Raw genomic sequence first — 20724 nt, forward strand, 5'->3', positions numbered from 1 at the left:
CTGCGCAAGACACACATTGTATAAACACCGCAGATCCAATGTGGGAGGGGGCTTGCTCCCGATAGCGGTGTGTCAGTCACTTATGTATCAACTGAGCCACCGCTAGCGGGAGCAAGCCCCCTCCCACATTTTTAAACGCATTTCAGGCGGCGAGTTTGCCGCTGGCGATTGCGGCTGACGCGGCGACCATTGCCCTGAGCAACACCGCACACCCCGCCGCCAAATCATCTGGCGCGGCATTCTCGATTTCGTTATGGCTGATGCCGCCTTCGCACGGCACAAAGATCATCCCCGCCGGGCCAAGCTCCGCGACGAAGATCGCGTCATGCCCTGCCCCACTGACGATGTCCATGTTCGACAGGCCCAAGCCATTGGCCGCCTCACGCACGGCGTCCACGCAGCCTTTGTCGAAATACAGCGGAGGGAAATCGGCCGTCGGCTCCATTTCAAAACTCAAACCATGTTTGGCACAGGTGTCTTCGATCACGTTGCGCACCTGGGCAATCATCGAATCCAGCCGCGCCGGCTCCAAGTGACGGAAGTCCAGGGTCATGCGCACTTCGCCGGGAATGACGTTGCGCGACCCCGGGTAGGCTTGCAGGCATCCCACGGTGCCGCACGCATGGGGCTGATGGCCCAGCGCCGCGGCATTTACCGCCGCTACCACGGCCGCTGCGCCCACCAGGGCGTCCTTGCGCAGGTGCATGGGCGTCGGCCCCGCATGCGCCTCGACACCGCGCAGCTTCAGGTCGAACCACTTCTGGCCGAGTGCGCCCAACACCACGCCGATGGTTTTTTTCTCATCCTCCAAAATCGGGCCTTGTTCGATATGGGCCTCAAAATATGCGCCGACCTTGTGGCCGCTTTCCGCACGGGTGCCGGCATAGCCAATGGCGTTGAGCGCATCGCCCACTGATATGCCATCGGCGTCCACTTTGGCCAGGGTGTCGGCCAAGGTGAATTTCTGGGCGAACACCCCCGAACCCATCATGCACGGCGGAAAGCGCGAGCCCTCTTCGTTGGTCCACACCACCACTTCCAGCGGCGCTTCGGTTTCCACGTTGAGGTCGTTGAGCGTACGCAAAACCTCCACCCCGGCCAGCACGCCAAAGCAGCCGTCGAACTTGCCGCCGGTGGGCTGGGTGTCGATGTGGCTACCGGTCATCACCGGCGGCAGGTTGGGGTTGCGACCAGGGCGGCGGGCGAAGATGTTGCCGATACCATCGACGGTCACCGTGCATCCGGCGTCTTCGCACCACTGCACAAACAGGTCGCGGGCCTTGCGGTCCAGATCGGTGAGGGCCAAGCGACACACGCCGCCCTTGGGGGTGGCGCCGAGTTGGGCCAGGTCCATCAGCGACTGCCACAAGCGGTCGCGGTTGATGTGCTGATGGGTGGATTGCAGAACGTCTAGCGCAGCGTTCATGGGGATCTCCTCAGGCTGTATTTCTTATGATTTCACTCGGATCAATGTGGGAGGGGCGGTGCGACGATTCGACTTGCTCCCGATTGCAGTGGTTTAGTTGATAAATCTGTAGCTGACACACCGCTATCGGGAGCAAGCCCCCTCCCACACTGGTCCGCATTCACAACTGGGATTTGGCGGGCACCGGGCTGGCCCCGCGCTTGGCATTCAGGCCGTAGTACAACAACCCACCCAACGCCGAACCGGTAAACCAGCCATAGCTGTAGAACCAGCTGAATGCGTCACTGCCCAGCGACAACAACGTCAGCACCACCGGCACGCCAAACGCGATAAAACCACTCCAGTTCCACGCCGGGTACACGTCATCGCGGTACAACCCGGCGAGGTCCAGTTGCTGTTTGCGGGTAATGAAGTAGTCCACCACCATGATCCCGGCAATCGGCCCCAGCAGGCTTGAGTAACCCAGCAGCCAGTTGGAATACACGGTCTCCAGGCTCACATCGGAAACGATCAGCCCCAGCTTTTTCAGCAGCTCATGGCCCATCAAAACCAGGCCCACCAACCCGGTGAGGATCACCGCCGTGGTGCGGTTGATCAGCTTGGGCGCGATGTTCTGGAAGTCATTGGTGGGCGAGACAATGTTCGCCGCCGTGTTGGTGGACAAGGTGGCGATGATGATCAGGGCCATGGCGATAGCCACCCATACCGGGCTCTGGATATGCCCGATCAAGGTCACCGGGTCGGACACGCTCACACCCACCAGTTTTACCGAGGCAGCGGTCATGATTACGCCAAGCGCCGCAAACAGGAACATGGTCAGCGGCAGGCCAAAAATCTGCCCCAATATCTGGTCTTTCTGGCTTTTGGCGTAGCGGCTGAAGTCGGGAATGTTCAGCGACAACGTGGCCCAGAAGCCCACCATTGCGGTCAGGCCGGCCATGAAGTAACCGGTGAGGCTCGCACCTTCCGGACGTTTGGGCGGGATGGCCATCAATTCGCTGATGGACACGTTGGGCATCGCCCACACCAGCAGGCCAATCCCGACCGCCACCAGCAACGGCGCGGACAGGGTTTCCAACAGCTTGATCGACTCGGCGCCTCGCAGCACCACCCACAAGTTCAGGCACCAGAACACCATGAAGCCGATCACTTCCCCAGTACCGCCCAAGGACTTCCAGCCCTCGAAAATCGAGCCCAGGAACAGGTGGATCGCCAACCCGCCAAACATGGTCTGGATACCAAACCAGCCGCACGCCACCAACGCGCGAATCAGACAGGGCACGTTGGAACCGAGGATGCCGAACGACGAACGCAGCAACACCGGAAACGGAATGCCGTACTTGGTACCGGGAAACGCGTTAAGGGTCAGCGGGATCAACACCACGATGTTGGCCAGCAGGATCGCCATCAGCGCCTCACCCACCGACAAACCGAAGTACGCCGTGAGCACCCCGCCCAGGGTGTAGGTGGGCACACAGATCGACATGCCGACCCACAGGGCCGTGATATGCCACTTGTTCCAGGTTCGTTCGTGCACCTTGGTCGGTGCCATGTCGTGGTTATAGCGAGGGCTGTCGAGGACGTCGGGGCCGGCGTCGAGTTCGTACAGGCCGTTGCGTTCAATGACTTGCGATCTGTTCTGTTGCATGGCCGCTCCACGGTTTTTTCGAATTATTGTTGCTCATCCAACGCGTAACACTGGATGGCCGGAGTACCTCGTAAACAACATGACATCACGGGCCCGGCCAGCCGCCACTGCACTCAATATCCGTGCCGACAACCGTTGCCACACCCGCACCGCTTATATAACTGGCTGATGTTAATCAGCTTTCCGATCAAGCCTTCGGTACTTTTCACACGGCTCAGGCTAAACCCAGTGGAAGTTGTCCGAGCTATCAGGACTCAATCTGGTGCAACACAATTATTTTTATTTACCGCCCTCGTCAAGCGGCATGTCTCAAGCGTCTGATTTGCAATAAGAAATGTTGCTCAATTTAAGAACCTGTCAAGTGCGTCAAAATGGTGAGAGGCCGCTACATTTTGGTGAAAATTGATTTTTATCCTTATAAATCAATCAGTTAAAATCTATATAAGCTTATAAAAAATCTTCTTGCCCAATCTAAAAACTCGGGCTAGCTTCTATTCCTGTCACCGATGACAGGAATTAACCGGCCATCGGTTAGCAGCATTACAACACTTAGAACTGGCACAAGCCGGTCAAGCCTGTGAGGAACTCGACATGTCGCTGTTGATCCGTGGCGCCACCGTTATTACCCATGATGAAAGTTACCGCGCCGATGTACTGTGTGCAGACGGTCTAATTCGGGCCATTGGTACGAATCTGGATATTCCCGCCGGTACTGAACTACTCGATGGCAGCGGCCAATACCTGATGCCCGGCGGCATCGACCCCCACACCCATATGCAATTGCCCTTCATGGGCACCGTGGCCAGTGAAGACTTTTTCAGCGGCACGGCGGCGGGCCTGGCGGGGGGCACTACGTCGATCATCGACTTTGTCATTCCCAACCCACAGCAATCCTTGCTGGAAGCCTTTCACCAGTGGCGCGGCTGGGCAGAAAAGTCCGCGTCCGACTACGGCTTTCATGTGGCAATCACCTGGTGGAGCGAGCAGGTGCGCGAGGAAATGGCCGAACTGGTCAGCCGCCACGGCATCAACAGCTTCAAGCACTTCATGGCCTACAAGAACGCGATCATGGCGGCCGACGACACCTTGGTGGCCAGCTTCGAGCGTTGCCTGGAACTGGGCGCAGTGCCCACCGTGCATGCGGAAAACGGCGAGTTGGTCTACCACTTGCAACGCAAGCTGATGGCCCAGGGCATCACCGGGCCGGAAGCGCACCCCCTGTCGCGACCGTCCCAGGTAGAAGGCGAAGCGGCCAGCCGGGCAATCCGAATCGCCGAAACCATCGGCACACCGCTGTACCTGGTGCATGTATCGACCAAGGAAGCGCTGGACGAAATCACCTACGCCCGCAGCAAGGGCCAACCGGTCTACGGTGAAGTCCTGGCCGGCCACCTGCTGCTGGACGACAGTGTCTACCAACACCCCGACTGGCAAACCGCCGCCGGCTACGTGATGAGCCCGCCGTTCCGCCCACGCGGGCATCAGGAGGCGCTGTGGCACGGCCTGCAATCGGGCAACCTGCACACCACCGCCACTGACCACTGCTGCTTCTGCGCCGAGCAAAAGGCCGCAGGCCGTGATGATTTCAGCAAAATCCCCAACGGCACCGCCGGTATCGAAGACCGCATGGCCGTGTTGTGGGACGAAGGCGTCAACAGCGGGCGCCTGTCGATGCAGGAGTTCGTTGCGCTGACCTCCACCAACACCGCCAAGATCTTCAATCTCTACCCCCGCAAAGGCGCGATCCGTGTCGGTGCCGATGCCGACCTGGTGCTGTGGGACCCTGAGGGTACGCGGACCATCTCCGCCAAGACCCACCACCAGAAAGTCGACTTCAACATCTTCGAAGGCAAGACCGTACGCGGCGTGCCGAGCCACACCATCAGCCAGGGCAAGTTGGTTTGGGCCGATGGCGACCTGCGCGCCGAGCGCGGTGCCGGGCGGTATGTGGAGCGGCCGGCGTATCCGGCGGTGTTTGAGCAGTTGAGCAAGCGGGCCGCGCATTCCAAGCCAGTGGCTGTGAACCGCTGAAGCCGCTTTCGGGAGCAAGCCCCCTCCCATATTTGGATTTGTGAACGCATTCAAAATGTGGGAGCGGGCTTGCTCGCGAAGAGGCCAGTACAAGCAACACAAAAACCAATGCCCATCAGAGGCGGCACCTCAATAACCGTGAGGCCAAACCCGTGATCCAGACCCTGACCCACCTCCCCCATCCCCGTGAGGATGGAACAACCCTCGCCAGCCACTTCACCGACCTGGCACCGCCCCTCAACGCCCGCCAGGCCCAACTGGAAGCCTCGCGCTGTCTGTATTGCTACGACGCGCCGTGCGTGAACGCCTGCCCCAGCGAGATCGACATCCCGTCGTTCATCCGCAATATCCACACCGACAACGTGCAAGGCGCCGCGCAAAAGATTCTCTCGGCCAACATCCTCGGCGGCAGCTGCGCACGGGTTTGCCCCACCGAAATCCTCTGCCAGCAAGCCTGCGTGCGTAATAACGCCGAAGAATGCGCGCCGGTCCTCATCGGCCTGTTGCAACGCTATGCGGTGGACAACGCCCACTTCACCGAACACCCCTTCCATCGCGCCGCCGCCACCGGCAAGCGCATCGCCGTTGTCGGTGCCGGGCCTGCGGGTTTGGCCTGTGCCCACCGCAGCGCGTTGCACGGCCATGACGTGGTGATCTTCGAAGCGCGGGAAAAAGCCGGTGGCCTGAATGAATACGGGATCGCCAAGTACAAACTGGTGGATGACTTTGCCCAGAAAGAGCTGGATTTCCTCCTGCAAATCGGCGGCATTGAGATCCGCCACGGCCTGCGCCTGGGGGATAACCTCACCTTGAGCGAGTTGCACCAGCAATTCGATGCGGTATTCCTCGGCCTGGGCCTGGCCGCCAGCAAACAACTGGGCCTGCCCCATGAGGACGCCCCCGGCCTGCTCGCCGCCACTGACTACATCCGCGAACTGCGCCAGGCCGATGACCTGACCCAACTGCCCCTGGCCGACCGCTGCATTGTGCTCGGCGCCGGTAATACCGCCATCGACATGGCGGTGCAAATGGCGCGACTGGGCGCCCGTGACGTCAACCTTGTCTACCGCCGAGGCTTGGCGGACATGGGCGCCACTCACCATGAACAGGAGATCGCCAAGGCCAATCAAGTGCGCTTGTTAACCTGGGCACAACCTGAGCAAGTGCTGCTGGATGATCAGGGCCATGTACGCGGCATGCGCTTTTTGCGCACGCACATGGAAAACGGCCGTCTTCACCCCACCGGCGAAACCTTCGAACTGGCCGCCGATGCGATCTTCAAGGCCATCGGCCAAGGCTTCGACAGCGCAGCATTGCACGACCCGCTGGCCCAGCAACTGCATCGGGTGGGCGAGCGGATCTTTGTCGATGAACAGCTGCAAACCAGTATTCCCGGGGTGTACGCCGGCGGCGATTGCGTCAGCCTCGGCCAGGACCTCACCGTGCAGGCGGTACAACACGGCAAGCTCGCAGCCGAAGCCATGCACACCCAACTCATGCTGAACGTGGAGGCTGCGTAATGGCCGATCTCTCGATTGTGTTCGCCGGTATCAAAGCCCCCAACCCCTTCTGGCTGGCCTCTGCGCCACCCACCGACAAGGCCTACAACGTGGTGCGCGCGTTCGAAGCGGGCTGGGGCGGCGTGGTCTGGAAAACCCTAGGTGAAGACCCGGCGGCGGTCAACGTGTCGTCACGCTACTCGGCCCACTACGGTGCCAACCGGGAGGTGCTGGGGATCAATAACATCGAGTTGATCACCGACCGCTCCCTGGAGATCAACCTGCGGGAAATCACCCAGGTGAAAAAAGACTGGCCCGACCGTGCGCTGATCGTGTCGTTGATGGTGCCCTGCGTGGAGGAGTCCTGGAAAAACATCCTGCCACTGGTAGAAGCCACTGGCTGCGACGGCATCGAACTGAACTTCGGCTGCCCCCACGGCATGCCAGAGCGCGGCATGGGCGCGGCGGTGGGCCAGGTGCCGGAGTATGTGGAGCAGGTGACACGCTGGTGCAAGACCTATTGCTCGCTGCCGGTGATCGTCAAGCTCACGCCCAATATCACCGACATCCGCGTGGCGGCGCGGGCGGCCTATCGAGGCGGGGCGGATGCGGTGTCGCTGATCAACACCATCAACTCCATCACCAGCGTGGACCTGGAACGCATGGTCGCCCTACCGGTGGTGGGCACCCAAAGCACCCACGGCGGTTATTGCGGCTCGGCGGTCAAGCCGATTGCGCTGAACATGGTGGCCGAGATCGCCCGCGACCCACAGACCCAGGGCTTGCCCATCTGCGGCATTGGCGGCATAGGCAACTGGCGCGATGCGGCGGAATTCGTTGCGCTAGGCTGCGGCGCGGTGCAGGTGTGCACGGCAGCGATGCTGCATGGCTTTCGGATTGTGGAAGAGATGAAGGACGGGTTGTCGCGCTGGATGGACAGCCAAGGCTACAAGAGCTTGCAGGAGTTTTCCGGGCGAGCGGTAGGTAACACCACGGATTGGAAGTACCTGGACATCAACTATCAGGTAATTGCGAAGATCGATCAGGAAGCGTGCATTGGCTGTGGGCGTTGCCATATTGCCTGTGAAGATACGTCCCACCAGGCGATTGCGAGTTTGAAACAGGCAGATGGCACGCACAAATACGAGGTGATCGATGATGAGTGCGTGGGCTGTAACCTGTGCCAGATCACTTGCCCAGTGGCGGACTGCATCGAGATGGTGCCGATGGATACGGGCAAGCCGTTTTTGAATTGGACGCAGGATCCCAGGAATCCCTATCGGGAAGCTGTGTAGCCCTTTAGGCCGCTATCGGGGGCAAGCCCCCTCCCACATTTGGATTTGTGAACACGGTCAACTGTGGGAGGGGGCTTGCCCCCGATAAGGCCCTAAGCCCCACCACAAGGCTCAGGGCTCCAACCCAATCCCCCGCAAAATCACCCCCGTCACCGTCTGAATCGCCCGCTCAAACTGCATATCCGACAACGGCTGGTGATCATTCAAAATCTTCACCTGGTGATCAAAGTCGGCATAGTGCTGGGTCGACGCCCAGATCATGTACAGCAGGCTCGACGGTTCCACCGGCAAAATGCGTTTGTCCTCCACCCATTGGCGGATTTTCGCTTCTTTCATCTTGGCCCAGTCATACAGGCTTTCATCCAGCGCCTCACCCAGGGTAGGCGCGCCGTGGATGATTTCATTGGCCCAGACTTTCGACCCATACGGCCGTGTACGCGAGCGCTGCATCTTGGCGCGGATGTAGCTGCTGAGCACCACACGCGGGTCATCGAAGGTTTCGAAACTCAGGGCGTCCTGCTTCCACACTTCCAGCAGGTCGAACAGCACCGCGCTGTACAGCTCGCTCTTGGTGGTGAAGTAGTAATGCAGGTTGGAGCGCGGCAGTTGCACTTCTTCGGCGATGTCGGCCATGGCGGTGCTGCCATAGCCTTTCTCGGCGAAGATCTTCTCCGCCGCCAGCAGGATTTTTTCGACGTTGACCCGCCGAATTCCGATCTTGTGATTGCCCATAAGGGCTCCCTGACAACAACTAGGGCTAAAGACTACCATCGGCTCTAGATCGCGGCGACAGGCCATAGTGAAACTTCTGACGCGAAGCTTTCCCACGCAAATTGGATTGGTTAGGATCGCGGTCCCTATGAAGGATCATTGCAATGACTATTCGACCTCGCGTGGCCACCGACGACCCCGAGCTGGGTGCGCTGTGGGAACGCTCGGTACGGGCTACCCATGACTTCCTGCCCGAGGACGATATCCAGCGCTTGTTGCCCTTGGTGCGCGACACCTACCTGCCGATGCCTGCCCTTGAGGTGTGGGTGTACGAAGCCCCTGAAGGCATCGCCGGTTTTATCGCCACTGGCGCCAACAATGTGGAAATGCTGTTTATCGACCCTGCCCGCCGGGGCCAGGGCATCGGCCGTCAATTGCTGGACCACGTGCGTGCGCGTCACGACACGCTGACTGTCGATGTGAACGAGCAAAACCCCCAGGCCGTGGGTTTCTACCTGCACTATGGTTTTATCCAGGTGGCGCGCTCGCCGCTGGATGGCGAGGGCAAGCCCTTTCCTTTGTTGCACATGGCATTACCGACTCCCTGACCTGTAGGTACTGAACAATGTTGATCAAGAAAACCCTGACCACTGTCGCCCTGCTCACTTGCTTGCTGGGGGCTTCGGCTGCGTTCGCCCATGCTCACTTGAAAAGCGCCGAGCCCGCTGCAGACAGCAGCGTTGCGGCCCCCAAAGACCTGCGCCTGACCTTCAGCGAAGGCGTGGAAGCCACCTTCACCAAGGTTTCCCTGAGCAAGGACGGCACCGAAGTCGCCATCAAGGGCCTGGAAACCCCGGATGCCGACAAGAAGACCCTGGTGGTCACACCGGCCGCGCCACTGGCCGCCGGCACCTACAAGGTGGTGTGGGATGCCGTATCGGTCGACACCCACAAGAGCAACGGTGAATACAGCTTCAAGGTCGGCCAATAACCCATGGCAACCCTGCTGGTGCTGTGCCGCTTTGTGCATTTCATTGTCGTACTGCTGATGTTCGGTGCTGCGGTATTCAGGCCCTGGCTACTCGGCATCGCGGCGCACCCCGCACTGGATCGGCAGTTGTTGCGCCTGACCCGTGCACTGGCCTGGGTCGGGCTGGTGTCGGGGGTGACCTGGCTGCTGTTGATCACCGCCAGCATCGCGGGCGGTTGGAGCGCGGCACTGCAACCGGCGACCGTGCAACTGGTGCTGGTCAAGACGTTTTTTGGCCAGGTGTGGGTGTGGCATCTACTGCTCAATCTGTTACTGCTGATGGTGCTGATCAAACCCTGGCCGGCCCTGCGCCTGCCGGTGCTGGCTCTGCTGCTGGCAACACTGGCGCCGGTCGGCCATGGTGCCATGCTGGATGGGCTCAGCGGGCAATTGCTGATCCTGAACCAGGTGGTGCATCTGGCCTGCGTGGGCGCGTGGCTCGGTGGGTTGTTGCTGCTGGTGTTGATCCTGGGTCAACCGCAGGGCCTTGCACTGGAGCCGATCCTACGACGGTTCAGCGGCCTGGGGTATGGCTTGGTGGCGGGGCTGCTGGTGACCGGGCTGATCAATGTGCGGGTACTTACCGGGCAGATTTGGCCCACCCCCCTGTTCAGCGGGTTTGCGTTGATCCTGCTGATCAAGGCGATGCTGGTGCTGGGGATGTTGGCGTTGGCGTTGTTGAACCGGTTGCGGATCGAGCGGTGTGACGAGCGTGTAGGTAGTTTGAAGGCCAGTGTGATGGTGGAGTGGCTGTTAGGGATTGCGGCAGTGGCGGCCGTTTCTCTACTAGGAACCCTGCCGCCGATGGTCATGGCCAACTGATTTCACCCGTTGAAATGCAATCAAAGGTGGGAGGGGGCTTACTCCCGATGGCTGTGGGTCAGTGATGGATACGTTGACTGACACACCGCTATCGGGAGCAAGCCCCCTCCCACATTTAAACCGTGCCCGCTTAATACCTAGGGCGGCATAGTCATCCTATAACTTCTGCTTGACACATGGCTAAAACCCCGCAAATATCGCCCTCAATGTTGTACGACAACGTATGACAAATAATAAAAACAACAAAAGAAAGGGAGCTTCACTGTGAGTCAATTCGCCCGCAATTCCTGCGCTCGTCTGGGTTTTATCAGTTTCGGCAGCCTCGCCTTCACCCTCCCCCTCAGCGTCCAGGCCGATGGTTTTCTCGAAGACGCCAAGGCCACGCTCAACCTGCGCAACGCCTACTTCAACCGTAACTTCACCAACTCGACCAACCCACAGGCCAAGGCCGAGGAGTGGACGCAAAACTTCATTCTCGACGCCAAATCCGGCTTCACCCAGGGCACGGTGGGCTTTGGCCTTGATGTGCTGGGCCTGTACTCGCAAAAACTCGACGGCGGCAAAGGCACCGGCGGCACCCAGCTGTTGCCGATCCACGACGACGGCCGCCCTGCCGACAACTTCGGGCGCCTGGGAGTGGCGCTGAAAACCAGGCTGTCCAAGACCGAGTTAAAGGTGGGCGAATGGATGCCGGTGCTGCCAATCCTGCGCTCCGACGACGGCCGCTCCCTGCCCCAGACCTTCCGTGGCGGCCAGGTCACGTCCAATGAAATCGCCGGCCTGACCCTCTACGGCGGCCAGTTCCGTGGCAACAGCCCGCGCAACGACGCGAGCATGGAAGACATGTTCATGAACGGCAAAGCCGCCTTCACCTCCGATCGTTTCAACTTCGGCGGCGGCGAATACAGCTTCAACGACAAACGCACCCAGGTCGGCGTGTGGTACGCCGAACTCACCGATATCTACCAACAGCAGTATTTCAACCTCACCCACAGCCAGCCGGTGGGCGACTGGACCCTGGGCGCCAACCTGGGCTTCTTCACCGGCAAGGAAGACGGCAGCGCCCTGGCCGGCGACCTGGATAACAAAACCGCGTTTGCCATGCTCTCGGCCAAGTACAACGGCAACACCTTCTACGTAGGCTTGCAGAAACTCACCGGCGACAGCGTGTGGATGCGGGTCAACGGCACCAGCGGCGGCACCCTGGCCAACGACAGCTACAACGCCAGCTACGACAACGCCAAGGAAAAGTCCTGGCAGGTGCGCCATGACTTCAACTTCGTGGTGCTGGGCGTGCCGGGGCTGACCATGATGAACCGCTATATCAGCGGCAGTAACGTACACACCGGGGCGATCACTGATGGCAAGGAATGGGGCCGGGAGTCGGAGCTGGCGTACACGGTGCAGAGTGGTGCATTGAAGGATCTGAACGTGCGCTGGCGCAACTCGACCATGCGTCGGGATTTCAGCAATAACGAGTTTGATGAAAATCGGATCTTTATCAGCTACCCGATTTCGTTGCTGTAAGGTTTCCAGCCGAACGGGGATTTGCCACCAACACGAATCCCCTGTGGGAGCGGGGTTGCTCGCAAATGCGGTTGGCCAGTCAATTCATGTGTCGACTGATACACCGCTTTCGCGAGCAAGCCCGCTCCCACATTTGATCTCATTCGTCCAAAGGGGCGTTGACAAGCCTGGGAATCCGTAACGATACTTCGACCAAGTCATACGACAACCTACAACAAAAACAGGAATCTCAATGACCACGACCTCCCCCACTCCCTTCAACCGCCTGCTGCTCACCGGCGCCGCCGGTGGCCTGGGCAAAGTCCTGCGTGAACGCTTGCGCCCCTACGCCCAGGTGCTGCGCCTGTCGGACATCGCCAACATGGCACCGGCCCAGGCCCACGAAGAAGTCCAACCCTGCGACCTCGCCGACAAACAAGCCGTGCACCACCTGGTCGAAGGCGTCGACGCCATCCTGCATTTTGGCGGTGTGTCGGTGGAGCGCTCATTCGAAGAAGTACTGGGCGCCAATATCAGCGGCATTTTCCATATCTACGAAGCCGCCCGTCGCCATGGCGTCAAGCGCGTGATCTTCGCCAGTTCCAACCATGTGATCGGCTTCTACAAGCAGGGCGAACACCTTGATGCCCATTCCCCACGCCGTCCGGACAGCTACTACGGCTTGTCCAAATCCTACGGCGAAGACATGGCCAGCTTCTACTTCGACCGCTACGGCATCGAGACCGTGAGCATCCGCATCGGCTCGTCGTTCCCGGAACCTCACAACCGCCGGATGATGCATACCTGGTTGAGCTTCGATGACCTCACCCAACTGCTGGAGCGTGCGCTGTATACCCCCAACGTCGGCCACACCGTGGTCTACGGCATGTCGGATAACCTCGACACTTGGTGGGACAACCGCTACGCCGCCCACCTGGGCTTTGCCCCCAAGGACAGTTCCGAAGTGTTCCGCGCCCAGGTCGAAGCGCAGCCCCCGGTGGCGGCCGATGACCCGGCCAAGGTCTATCAGGGCGGTGCGTTCTGCGCAGCCGGCCCGTTCGGGGACTGACCCATGACAGCCGAACTGATTGTTGACGCGCGCAACGCCGTGGGCGAATGCCCGGTGTGGGTGCCCGAGGAAAACGCCCTGTATTGGGTGGACATCCCCAACGGCGGCCTGCAACGCTGGAGCCTCGCCACTGGCCATGTGGCAGCCTGGAAGGCGCCGCAGATGCTGGCCTGCATTGCGCGCACCGACACCGGCAACTGGGTGGCCGGCATGGAAACCGGTTTTTTCCAGCTCACCCCACACAACGATGGCAGCCTCGACACCACGCTGCTGGCCGGAGTCGAGCACCCACGCCCGGACATGCGCCTCAACGACGGCCGCTGTGACCGCCAGGGCCGGTTCTGGGCCGGCAGCATGGTGCTGAACATGGGCTTGAACGCCGCCGAAGGCACCCTCTACCGTTATGCAAGCGGCACCCAGCCCCAGGCCCAGTTGGGCGGTTTCATCACCCTCAATGGCCTGGCCTTCAGCCCCGATGGCCGCACGCTGTACGCTTCGGACTCGCACCCGCTGGTGCAGCAGATCTGGGCCTTCGACTACGACACCGACACCGGCACGCCGTCCAATCGCCGCGTATTCGTGGATATGCACCAACACCTTGGTCGCCCCGACGGCGCTGCGGTAGACGCCGATGGCTGCTACTGGATCTGCGCCAACGACGCCGGCCTGATCCACCGTTTCACCCCCGAGGGGCGCCTCGACCGCTCCCTTGCCGTGCCCGTGAAAAAACCCACCATGTGCGCCTTTGGCGGCAGTCGGCTGGACACCTTGTTCGTCACCTCCATTCGTGACGACCAGGGTGAGCAGTCACTGTCCGGCGGCGTATTCGCCCTCAACCCTGGCGTACAAGGACTGGCCGAGCCCCGCTTTACCGTCTAGCTGCATCGCTGTGCCTTGAATACAACAATAACAAGACAGGAGACACACCCCATGGACTTCAAACGCACCTTGCTCGCCGCTGCATTCATCACCCTCAGCAGCGCCGCCCATGCGCTGGAAATCAAATTCGCCGACATCCACCCCGATGGCTACCCCACCGTGGTCGCCGAGAAAAACATGGGCGCCGCACTGACCAAGGAAAGCAACGGCGAACTGACGTTCAAGTTCTTCCCCGGCGGTGTGCTGGGCTCGGAGAAGGAAGTGGTCGAACAGGCCCAGGTCGGCGCGATCCAGATGGCACGGGTAAGCCTCGGCATCGTCGGGCCGGTGGTGCCGGATGTGAACGTGTTCAACCTGCCGTTCGTGTTCCGCGACCAGGCCCATATGCGCAAAGTCATCGACGGTGAAATCGGCGATGAAATCCTCGCCAAGATCACCGACTCCGAGTTCGGCCTGGTGGCCCTGGCCTGGATGGACGGCGGCACGCGCAATGTCTACACCAAGAAACCCGTGCGCAAGATCGAAGACCTCAAGGGCATGAAGATCCGCGTGCAGGGCAACCCGTTGTTCATTGAAGCCTTCAATGAAATGGGCGCCAATGGCATTGCCATGGACACCGGCGAAATCTTCAGTGCCCTGCAGACCGGCGTCATCGACGGCGCGGAAAACAACCCGCCGACCCTGCTGGAACACAACCACTTCCAGAACGCCAAGTACTACACCCTCACCGAGCATTTGATCCTGCCTGAGCCCATCGTGATGTCGAAAATCACCTGGAACAAACTCAGCCCTGCCCAGCAAGTCATGGTGAAGAACGCCGCCAAGGCCGCCCAGGCCGACGAGCGCGTGCTGTGGGATGCCAAGTCCGCCAGCAGCGAAGCCAAGCTTAAGGCAGCGGGTGTGGAGTTCATCACCGTCGACAAAAAGCCCTTCTATGACGCCACCGCGCCGGTTCGCGCCAAATACGGTGCGGCCTACGCCGACATCATCCAGCGCATCGACGCCGTTCAGTAACGCCCCCCTCCCTAGCAAGGCCCGGCGCGGTCCGCACTGACGCGCCGGGTTACGGTGAACGCCATGAAGAATTTACTGCTGCGCATCAACGACCGCATTTACATGACCTGCATCTGGGTCGCCGGCCTCTCAGTACTGGGGGTTGCGCTGATCATTCCCTGGGGCATCTTCGCCCGCTACATCCTCGGCACAGGCTCCAGCTGGCCGGAACCCACCGCGATTTTGCTGATGCTGGTATTCACCTTCATCGGTGCCGCCGCCAGCTACCGCGCAGGCGCGCATATGTCGGTGGCGATGATCACCGACCGCCTGCCCCCCCAGCAACGCCGCCTCGTCGGCATCCTGTCCCAATTGTTGATGGCGACCATCTGCCTGTTCATGACGATTTGGGGCAGCAAGTTGTGCATGGCCACCTGGAACCAGTTCATGAGCGCCATCCCCACCCTGCGCGTGGGCATCACCTACATGCCGATCCCCATTGGCGGGCTGCTGACCCTGGTGTTCGTACTGGAAAAACTCCTGCTCGGCGACCAGAGCCAGCGCCGCGTAGTGCGTTTCGACCTGATTGAAGAAAGCGAAGAGGCCGCCTGATATGGACGCATTGATTCTGCTGGGCAGCTTTATCGCCTTGATCCTGATCGGTATGCCGGTGGCCTATGCCCTCGGCTTGTCGGCGCTGATCGGCGCGTGGTGGATCGATATTCCGTTCCAGGCCCTGATGATTCAGGTGGCCGGCGGGGTGAACAAGTTTTCGCTGATGGCGATTCCGTTCTTTGTGCTGGCCGGGGCGATCATGGCCGAGGGCGGCATGTCGCGGCGGTTGGTGGCGTTTGCCGGGGTGCTGGTGGGTTTTGTACGCGGCGGGCTGTCATTGGTGAACATCATGGCCTCGACGTTTTTTGGCGCGATCTCCGGCTCGTCGGTGGCCGATACGGCCTCGGTCGGCTCGGTGCTGATCCCGGAGATGGAGCGCCGTGGCTACCCCCGCGAGTTCGCCACGGCGGTGACCATCAGCGGCTCGGTGCAAGCACTGCTGACCCCGCCCAGCCATAACTCGGTGCTCTACTCCCTGGCGGCCGGGGGCACTGTGTCGATTGCCTCGCTGTTCATGGCCGGCGTGGTGCCGGGCTTGCTGATGAGCGCGTGCCTGATGGTGCTGTGCCTGATCTTCGCCAAGAAGCGCGACTACCCCAAGGGCGAAGTCATTCCCTTGAAACAGGCGCTGAAAATCTGCGCCGACGCGCTCTGGGGCCTGATGGCCATGGTGATCATCCTCGGCGGCATCCTGTCGGGCATCTTCACCGCCACCGAATCCGCGGCCATTGCGGTGCTGTGGGCATTCTTCGTGACCATGTTCATCTACCGCGACTACAAATGGAGTGAGCTGCCCAAGCTGATGCACCGCACGGTGCGCACCATTTCCATCGTGATGATCCTGATCGCCTTCGCCGCGAGCTTCGGCTACATCATGACCCTGATGCAGATCCCGGCGAAGATCACCACGTTGTTCCTGACCCTGTCGGACAACCGCTATGTGATCCTGATGTGCATCAACGCCATGCTGCTGTTGCTGGGCACGGTGATGGACATGGCGCCGCTGATCCTGATCCTCACACCGATCTTGATGCCGGTGATCCTGGGTATCGGCGTCGACCCCGTGCACTTTGGCATGATCATGCTGGTGAACCTCGGCATCGGGCTGATTACCCCGCCGGTGGGCGCGGTGTTGTTTGTGGGCGCGGCGGTGGGCAAGACAACCATCGAGAAAACCGTGAAGGCGTTGCTGCCGTTTTATGCGGTGCTGTTTCTGGTGTTGATGGCGGTGACCTATATTCCGGCACTGTCGCTGTGGTTGCCGGGTCTGGTGCTGTAAACCGCGCTTCACCTAACAATGAGGATCAAATGTGGGAGGGGGCTTGCTCCCGATTGCAGTGGGTCAGCCAATATATTCTTCACTGACACACCGCCATCGGGAGCAAGCCCCCTCCCACATTTGACCTCTTTGTTTGTTCTATTTTTATATGGCGGGAAACCATGTCTTCGAACTTCATTGAACTGCGTGATCACCTCACCCACCTCACCCTCGCCCCCGCCGTGGGCGGCAGCATCGCCAACTGGCACGTCACCGCCACCGGCCAACCGCTGTTGCGCCATAACGATGAACACGCCCATCTCCCCGGGAAACTGGGGTGCTACCCGCTGGCCCCCTGGTCCAACCGCATCGGCGAAGGCGGTTTCGACAACCCGGACGCTTGGCTGGCGTTGCCCCCCAATAGCCCCACCGACCCGCTGCCGATCCACGGCTCGGCCTGGCAGCAGGCATGGCAGGTGGTCAGCCAATCGGCGCATGAAGCGGTGCTTGAGGTAGTGTGCGACACCCCGTTCGCCTATCGCGCCGAGCAGCGGTTCAGGTTGGATAACGGTGAGCTGAGTATCACCTTACGGGTGACTCACCTGGCGGAAAAACCCGCCTGGCATGGGTTGGGTTTGCACCCCTATTTCCCACGCACAGGCGGCACTCGCTTGCAGGCCAAAGCGTCCAAGGTGTGGCTGAGCGATGCGTCCAAGCTGCCCACCGGCTTGGTGCCTGTGCCGGATGAGTGGAATTTCCAGCAGCTCAAATCCCTGCCAGAAAGCATGGTCGACAATGGGTTTTGCCAGTGGGATGGGCACTGTCTGATCGAACAGCCGGAGTTGGGATACACCCTGGAATGCCAGGCCAACGGCGCGGAGTACTTCCTGTTGTTCTGCCCGCCGGGGTTGGGGTTCTTTTGTGTTGAGCCTGTGAGTCATCCGGTGAATGCGCATCACCTGCCCGGCAGGCCTGGTCTCAAGCTATTGGAACAAGGCCAGTCAACCCACCTCGATTTCACGTTGAAATACATTGCAAATGTGGGAGGGGGCTTGCTCCCGATAGCGGTGTGACAGTCATGGGATTATTGACTGACCCACTGCAATCGGGAGCAAGCCCCCTCCCACATTTTTGATCACTGTTGTGCCCGTATCAGGGCGGGCTGTTTTTAAGGCGCCCTGCGGTATCAATACTCACCACCACCGACAACCCCGGTCGCAACCGCTCGCTCTCGGCTTGATCCGGGTCCACCGTAATCCTCACCGGCACCCGCTGCGCAATCTTCACAAAGTTGCCCGTGGCGTTGTCTGCCTGCAACAAGCTGAACTCCGACCCGGTGGCCGGCGAAATATGCTGCACCGTGCCGTGAAACTTGCGGTGGTTCAGGGCATCCACGGTGAAGGTCACCGGCTGCCCCACCTGCACGTTGTCCATCTGGGTTTCCTTCATATTGGCGATCACCCACAGTTGCGGCGGCACCAACGCCATCAACTGCGCGCCGGAATTGACGTAGGCCCCAAGGCGCACGCCAATCTGCCCCAACTGGCCGTCACGGGGCGCGGTGATGCGGGTGTTCGACAGGTCGATCCGCGCCAGTTCCACCGCCGCATCGGCGCTGGCTACCGCGGCTTCCAGGGAGCCACGGTTGACAATCACCGTCTGCAAGTCCTGCCGCGCGATTTCCAGATTGGCCTGGGCTTGGGCCACCGCAGCGATGGTCTGCGCATTGGCTGCACGGGTCACGTCCAGCTCGCGCTTGGACACCGAACCATCGCTGATCAACTCCTCATTACGGCGCAAGTCAGCCAGGCTTTTACGCGCCTGGGCCTGGCTGTCCGCCAATGCCGCCTGACGCAGCTTGATGGTGGCTTCGGCGCTATTGCGTTGCTGCACCACATTGGCCAACGAGGCTTTTTGCACCGCCAGCTGCGCCAGGGCCTGGTCCAGGCGTTGCTTGTAGATACGGTCATCAAGGCGCACCAACAGGTCTCCGGCCTTCACGTATTGGAAGTCCTGCACCGGCACTTCAAATACATAGCCGCTCAACTGCGGGCCGATGATCGTGACCTGCCCGCGCACCAGGGCGTTCTCGGTGGTTTCCACCGCGCTGCTGAACGGCGGCAACTGCCAGGCATACAACACAATCAACACGCCGACGATGGCAATCGCGGCAAAGCCCAGGGACGAAATAATCCGCACCCTCAGTGGCCGCAGTTCGGTGGGCACGGCGCCCGGTGGTGTACTGCCTTCCGGGGTGGAGGCGATGGCGGTGGTGGTCGTGGTGGAAGGTTCGGTCATGAAGGTGCGCCGCTGGGTTGAACGGGAGTGGCTGCTGCTTGGGTGGTGCTCATCAGCCACAGACTGCGGATAAAGATCCAGATCATGGTGAGCATTGCGATAATCGCGATCAGCATGAACACATCGTTGTAGGCCATTACATTCGCCTCACGGGTGGCCGCCGTGGCCAGGCTGCGGATGCCCATGAGGTTGCGCAGCTCGGGGTCGGCGATGATACCGCCGTAGGCCGTGCCGCCGCTGCTGACCCGCGCCGCCACACGCGGGTCGAGCAAGGTCAGGTGTTCGACGATCATGCTGGAATGGAATTTCTCCCGCACAATCTGGAACGTGCCCAGCAACGCGGCGCCAATCAGGCCGCCAAGGTTCTGGCAGATACCGAACATCACCGAAAAGCTCACCAGGTTGCGCGGGTTGGTCAGCACGTTCTTGGTACCCAACACCATGGTCGGGCCCAGGAAGAACGTACCGCCGAAGCCTAGCAGGAACTGGCTGATATACAGGTTCTGCGGCCGGGTCAGGTTGCTGGAGAAACTGTCCATCACTGAGCCCGTGGCCATCAACGCCAGGGAAATCACCAACGGCATCAACAGGTGCGCCGGGTTGATGGTCAACGCGCTGACCGCAAGCCCCGCAATCGCCCCAGCCAGCATCACCACATACAGCGTGTGCATCTGCTGGTAGCTCATGTTCAACATTTGCATGAACCCCACCGCGCCGGTGGACTGCTCCGACAGCACCATGCGAATCAGGATCACCGCCAGCGCCAGGCGGATCATCACACCGCTGCCCAGCCAACGGGTCATCAGCATGGGGTTGGCGCGGTTATGTTCGATGGCCAGGCCGGCCATGATCAGTACCAGGGAGCAGGCCGAGGCCACGCCGATCCACGGGGCCTCCAACCACCAGTCGATACGCCCCAGGGACAGCACCGCACACAACAGCGCCACGCCGGTGGCGAGCAAGGCGAAGGTCAGGAAGTCGAGCTTTTCAAAGGTCTTGAAGCGGTCACCCGGCGGCAACTTGAGCAGGAACACGCAACCCAGGCAGATCAGCGCCATGCCCAGTTCGAACAGGTACAGGCCGCGCCATTCGGCGATTTGCAGCAAGTCCTCAGAGAACAACCGCGCCAGCGGCAACGCCAACTGTGCCGTGCCCAGGCCCAGTACCAGGGCTTTCAAGCGCCACTTGGCCGGGAACGCCTGGATCATGTAGTACAAGCCCAACGAACTGAGCGCCGCGCCCACCATGCCATGGGCCGCCCGTACGGCAATGGCCGAACTGAGGTCGTTGACGAATAAATGCCCAAAGGTCACCAGCGCGTACAGCACCAGGAACACCTCGGTAAACGCCCGCAGCCCGAACTGTTGGCGAAACTTCACCAGCAGCAGGTTCATGCACACGTTGGTCATTACGTAGGCGGCGGGCAGCCAGGCCATTTCGGCAGTGGTGGCGCCCAGCGCACCTTGCAGGTATTGCAAGTTGGCAATCACCAGCGCGTTGCCCAGGCCACCGGTGATTGCCACCAGCACGCCCACCATCGCAAACAGCCAGCGCTTGTACGTAGGGTGCAACGGGGTGGACGGCGAACCCGGCAGGCTCGGGCGCTCGTGGGGTTCCCAGGTGTGGGGGGTGTATTTGTTCATT

Annotated in this window: 18 protein-coding genes; 13 read left to right on the forward strand and 5 right to left on the reverse strand. The window is 60.7% G+C overall.

What is annotated here, in order from left to right; all coding sequences use genetic code 11:
- Positions 1-142 precede the first annotated feature (142 nt).
- Together DYL59_RS09445 and DYL59_RS09450 are read right to left on the reverse strand one after the other, a co-directional pair.
- Positions 143-1426 (reverse strand): Zn-dependent hydrolase, encoded by a 1284-nt coding sequence (locus DYL59_RS09445; RefSeq protein WP_135288939.1) that lies wholly within the window; start codon positions 1424-1426, stop codon positions 143-145.
- A 160-nt stretch (positions 1427-1586) separates the two neighbouring features.
- Complete coding sequence (locus DYL59_RS09450; protein ID WP_135288940.1) at positions 1587-3074, reverse strand: NCS1 family nucleobase:cation symporter-1; 1488 nt, start codon at positions 3072-3074, stop codon at positions 1587-1589.
- Positions 3075-3665: 591 nt separating this feature from the next.
- Here DYL59_RS09450 and hydA point away from each other — a divergent pair.
- From hydA to preA, 3 genes are all read left to right on the forward strand, one after another.
- Positions 3666-5105 carry a dihydropyrimidinase gene (hydA, locus tag DYL59_RS09455; RefSeq protein WP_135288941.1) on the forward strand — a complete coding sequence of 480 codons (1440 nt, stop codon included), beginning with the start codon at positions 3666-3668 and terminating at the stop codon, positions 5103-5105.
- Positions 5106-5257: 152 nt separating this feature from the next.
- Positions 5258-6625, forward strand: coding sequence for an NAD(P)-dependent oxidoreductase (locus tag DYL59_RS09460; RefSeq protein ID WP_135288942.1), 1368 nt, complete (start codon positions 5258-5260; stop codon positions 6623-6625).
- Positions 6625-7899 carry an NAD-dependent dihydropyrimidine dehydrogenase subunit PreA gene (preA, locus tag DYL59_RS09465; protein ID WP_135288943.1) on the forward strand — a complete coding sequence of 425 codons (1275 nt, stop codon included), beginning with the start codon at positions 6625-6627 and terminating at the stop codon, positions 7897-7899. The genes DYL59_RS09460 and preA overlap by 1 nt, the downstream gene beginning before the upstream one ends.
- 111 nt (positions 7900-8010) lie before the next feature.
- On the opposite strand, the gene DYL59_RS09470 is transcribed toward preA, so the two are convergent.
- On the reverse strand, positions 8011-8631 hold the full coding sequence (locus DYL59_RS09470) for a TetR/AcrR family transcriptional regulator (RefSeq protein ID WP_135288944.1): 621 nt from the start codon (positions 8629-8631) through the stop codon (positions 8011-8013).
- A gap of 143 nt (positions 8632-8774) precedes the next feature.
- Here DYL59_RS09470 and DYL59_RS09475 point away from each other — a divergent pair, with 143 nt between their 5' ends.
- The 10 genes from DYL59_RS09475 to DYL59_RS09520 all read left to right on the forward strand — a co-directional run bounded on the left by DYL59_RS09475 (position 8775) and on the right by DYL59_RS09520 (position 17855).
- The gene (locus DYL59_RS09475) at positions 8775-9218 is read left to right on the forward strand and encodes a GNAT family N-acetyltransferase (RefSeq protein WP_135288945.1); all 444 of its coding nucleotides are present in this window, start codon (positions 8775-8777) and stop codon (positions 9216-9218) included.
- Positions 9219-9235: 17 nt separating this feature from the next.
- The gene (copC, locus tag DYL59_RS09480; protein WP_135288946.1) at positions 9236-9601 is read left to right on the forward strand and encodes a copper homeostasis periplasmic binding protein CopC; all 366 of its coding nucleotides are present in this window, start codon (positions 9236-9238) and stop codon (positions 9599-9601) included.
- A 3-nt stretch (positions 9602-9604) separates the two neighbouring features.
- The gene (gene copD / locus DYL59_RS09485; RefSeq protein WP_135288947.1) at positions 9605-10462 is read left to right on the forward strand and encodes a copper homeostasis membrane protein CopD; all 858 of its coding nucleotides are present in this window, start codon (positions 9605-9607) and stop codon (positions 10460-10462) included.
- Positions 10463-10726: 264 nt separating this feature from the next.
- Positions 10727-11989: an OprD family porin gene (locus DYL59_RS09490; protein ID WP_135288948.1), complete on the forward strand. Its 1263-nt coding sequence runs from the start codon at positions 10727-10729 to the stop codon at positions 11987-11989.
- A gap of 232 nt (positions 11990-12221) precedes the next feature.
- Complete coding sequence (locus tag DYL59_RS09495) at positions 12222-13037, forward strand: NAD-dependent epimerase/dehydratase family protein (RefSeq protein ID WP_135288949.1); 816 nt, start codon at positions 12222-12224, stop codon at positions 13035-13037.
- Positions 13038-13040: 3 nt separating this feature from the next.
- The gene (locus DYL59_RS09500; protein WP_135288950.1) at positions 13041-13916 is read left to right on the forward strand and encodes an SMP-30/gluconolactonase/LRE family protein; all 876 of its coding nucleotides are present in this window, start codon (positions 13041-13043) and stop codon (positions 13914-13916) included.
- Between the two features lie 51 nt (positions 13917-13967).
- The gene (locus DYL59_RS09505; RefSeq protein ID WP_135288951.1) at positions 13968-14930 is read left to right on the forward strand and encodes a TRAP transporter substrate-binding protein; all 963 of its coding nucleotides are present in this window, start codon (positions 13968-13970) and stop codon (positions 14928-14930) included.
- Positions 14931-14993: 63 nt separating this feature from the next.
- Positions 14994-15521, forward strand: a complete 528-nt coding sequence (locus DYL59_RS09510; protein ID WP_135288952.1) for a TRAP transporter small permease — start codon at positions 14994-14996, stop codon at positions 15519-15521.
- Position 15522: 1 nt separating this feature from the next.
- A complete protein-coding gene (locus DYL59_RS09515; protein ID WP_135288953.1) occupies positions 15523-16803 on the forward strand; it encodes a TRAP transporter large permease in 1281 nt (426 codons plus the stop codon).
- Positions 16804-16964: 161 nt separating this feature from the next.
- Complete coding sequence (locus DYL59_RS09520; RefSeq protein ID WP_135288954.1) at positions 16965-17855, forward strand: aldose 1-epimerase; 891 nt, start codon at positions 16965-16967, stop codon at positions 17853-17855.
- A gap of 79 nt (positions 17856-17934) precedes the next feature.
- Here DYL59_RS09520 and DYL59_RS09525 read toward each other — a convergent pair whose 3' ends face one another.
- Positions 17935-19080 (reverse strand): HlyD family secretion protein, encoded by a 1146-nt coding sequence (locus DYL59_RS09525; protein WP_135288955.1) that lies wholly within the window; start codon positions 19078-19080, stop codon positions 17935-17937.
- Positions 19077-20723 carry an MFS transporter gene (locus DYL59_RS09530; RefSeq protein WP_135288956.1) on the reverse strand — a complete coding sequence of 549 codons (1647 nt, stop codon included), beginning with the start codon at positions 20721-20723 and terminating at the stop codon, positions 19077-19079. The genes DYL59_RS09525 and DYL59_RS09530 overlap by 4 nt, the downstream gene beginning before the upstream one ends.
- Between the last annotated feature and the right edge of the window lies 1 nt (position 20724).

It is taken from the genome of Pseudomonas kairouanensis (genome assembly GCF_004682055.1).
GTDB lineage: Bacteria > Pseudomonadota > Gammaproteobacteria > Pseudomonadales > Pseudomonadaceae > Aquipseudomonas > Aquipseudomonas kairouanensis.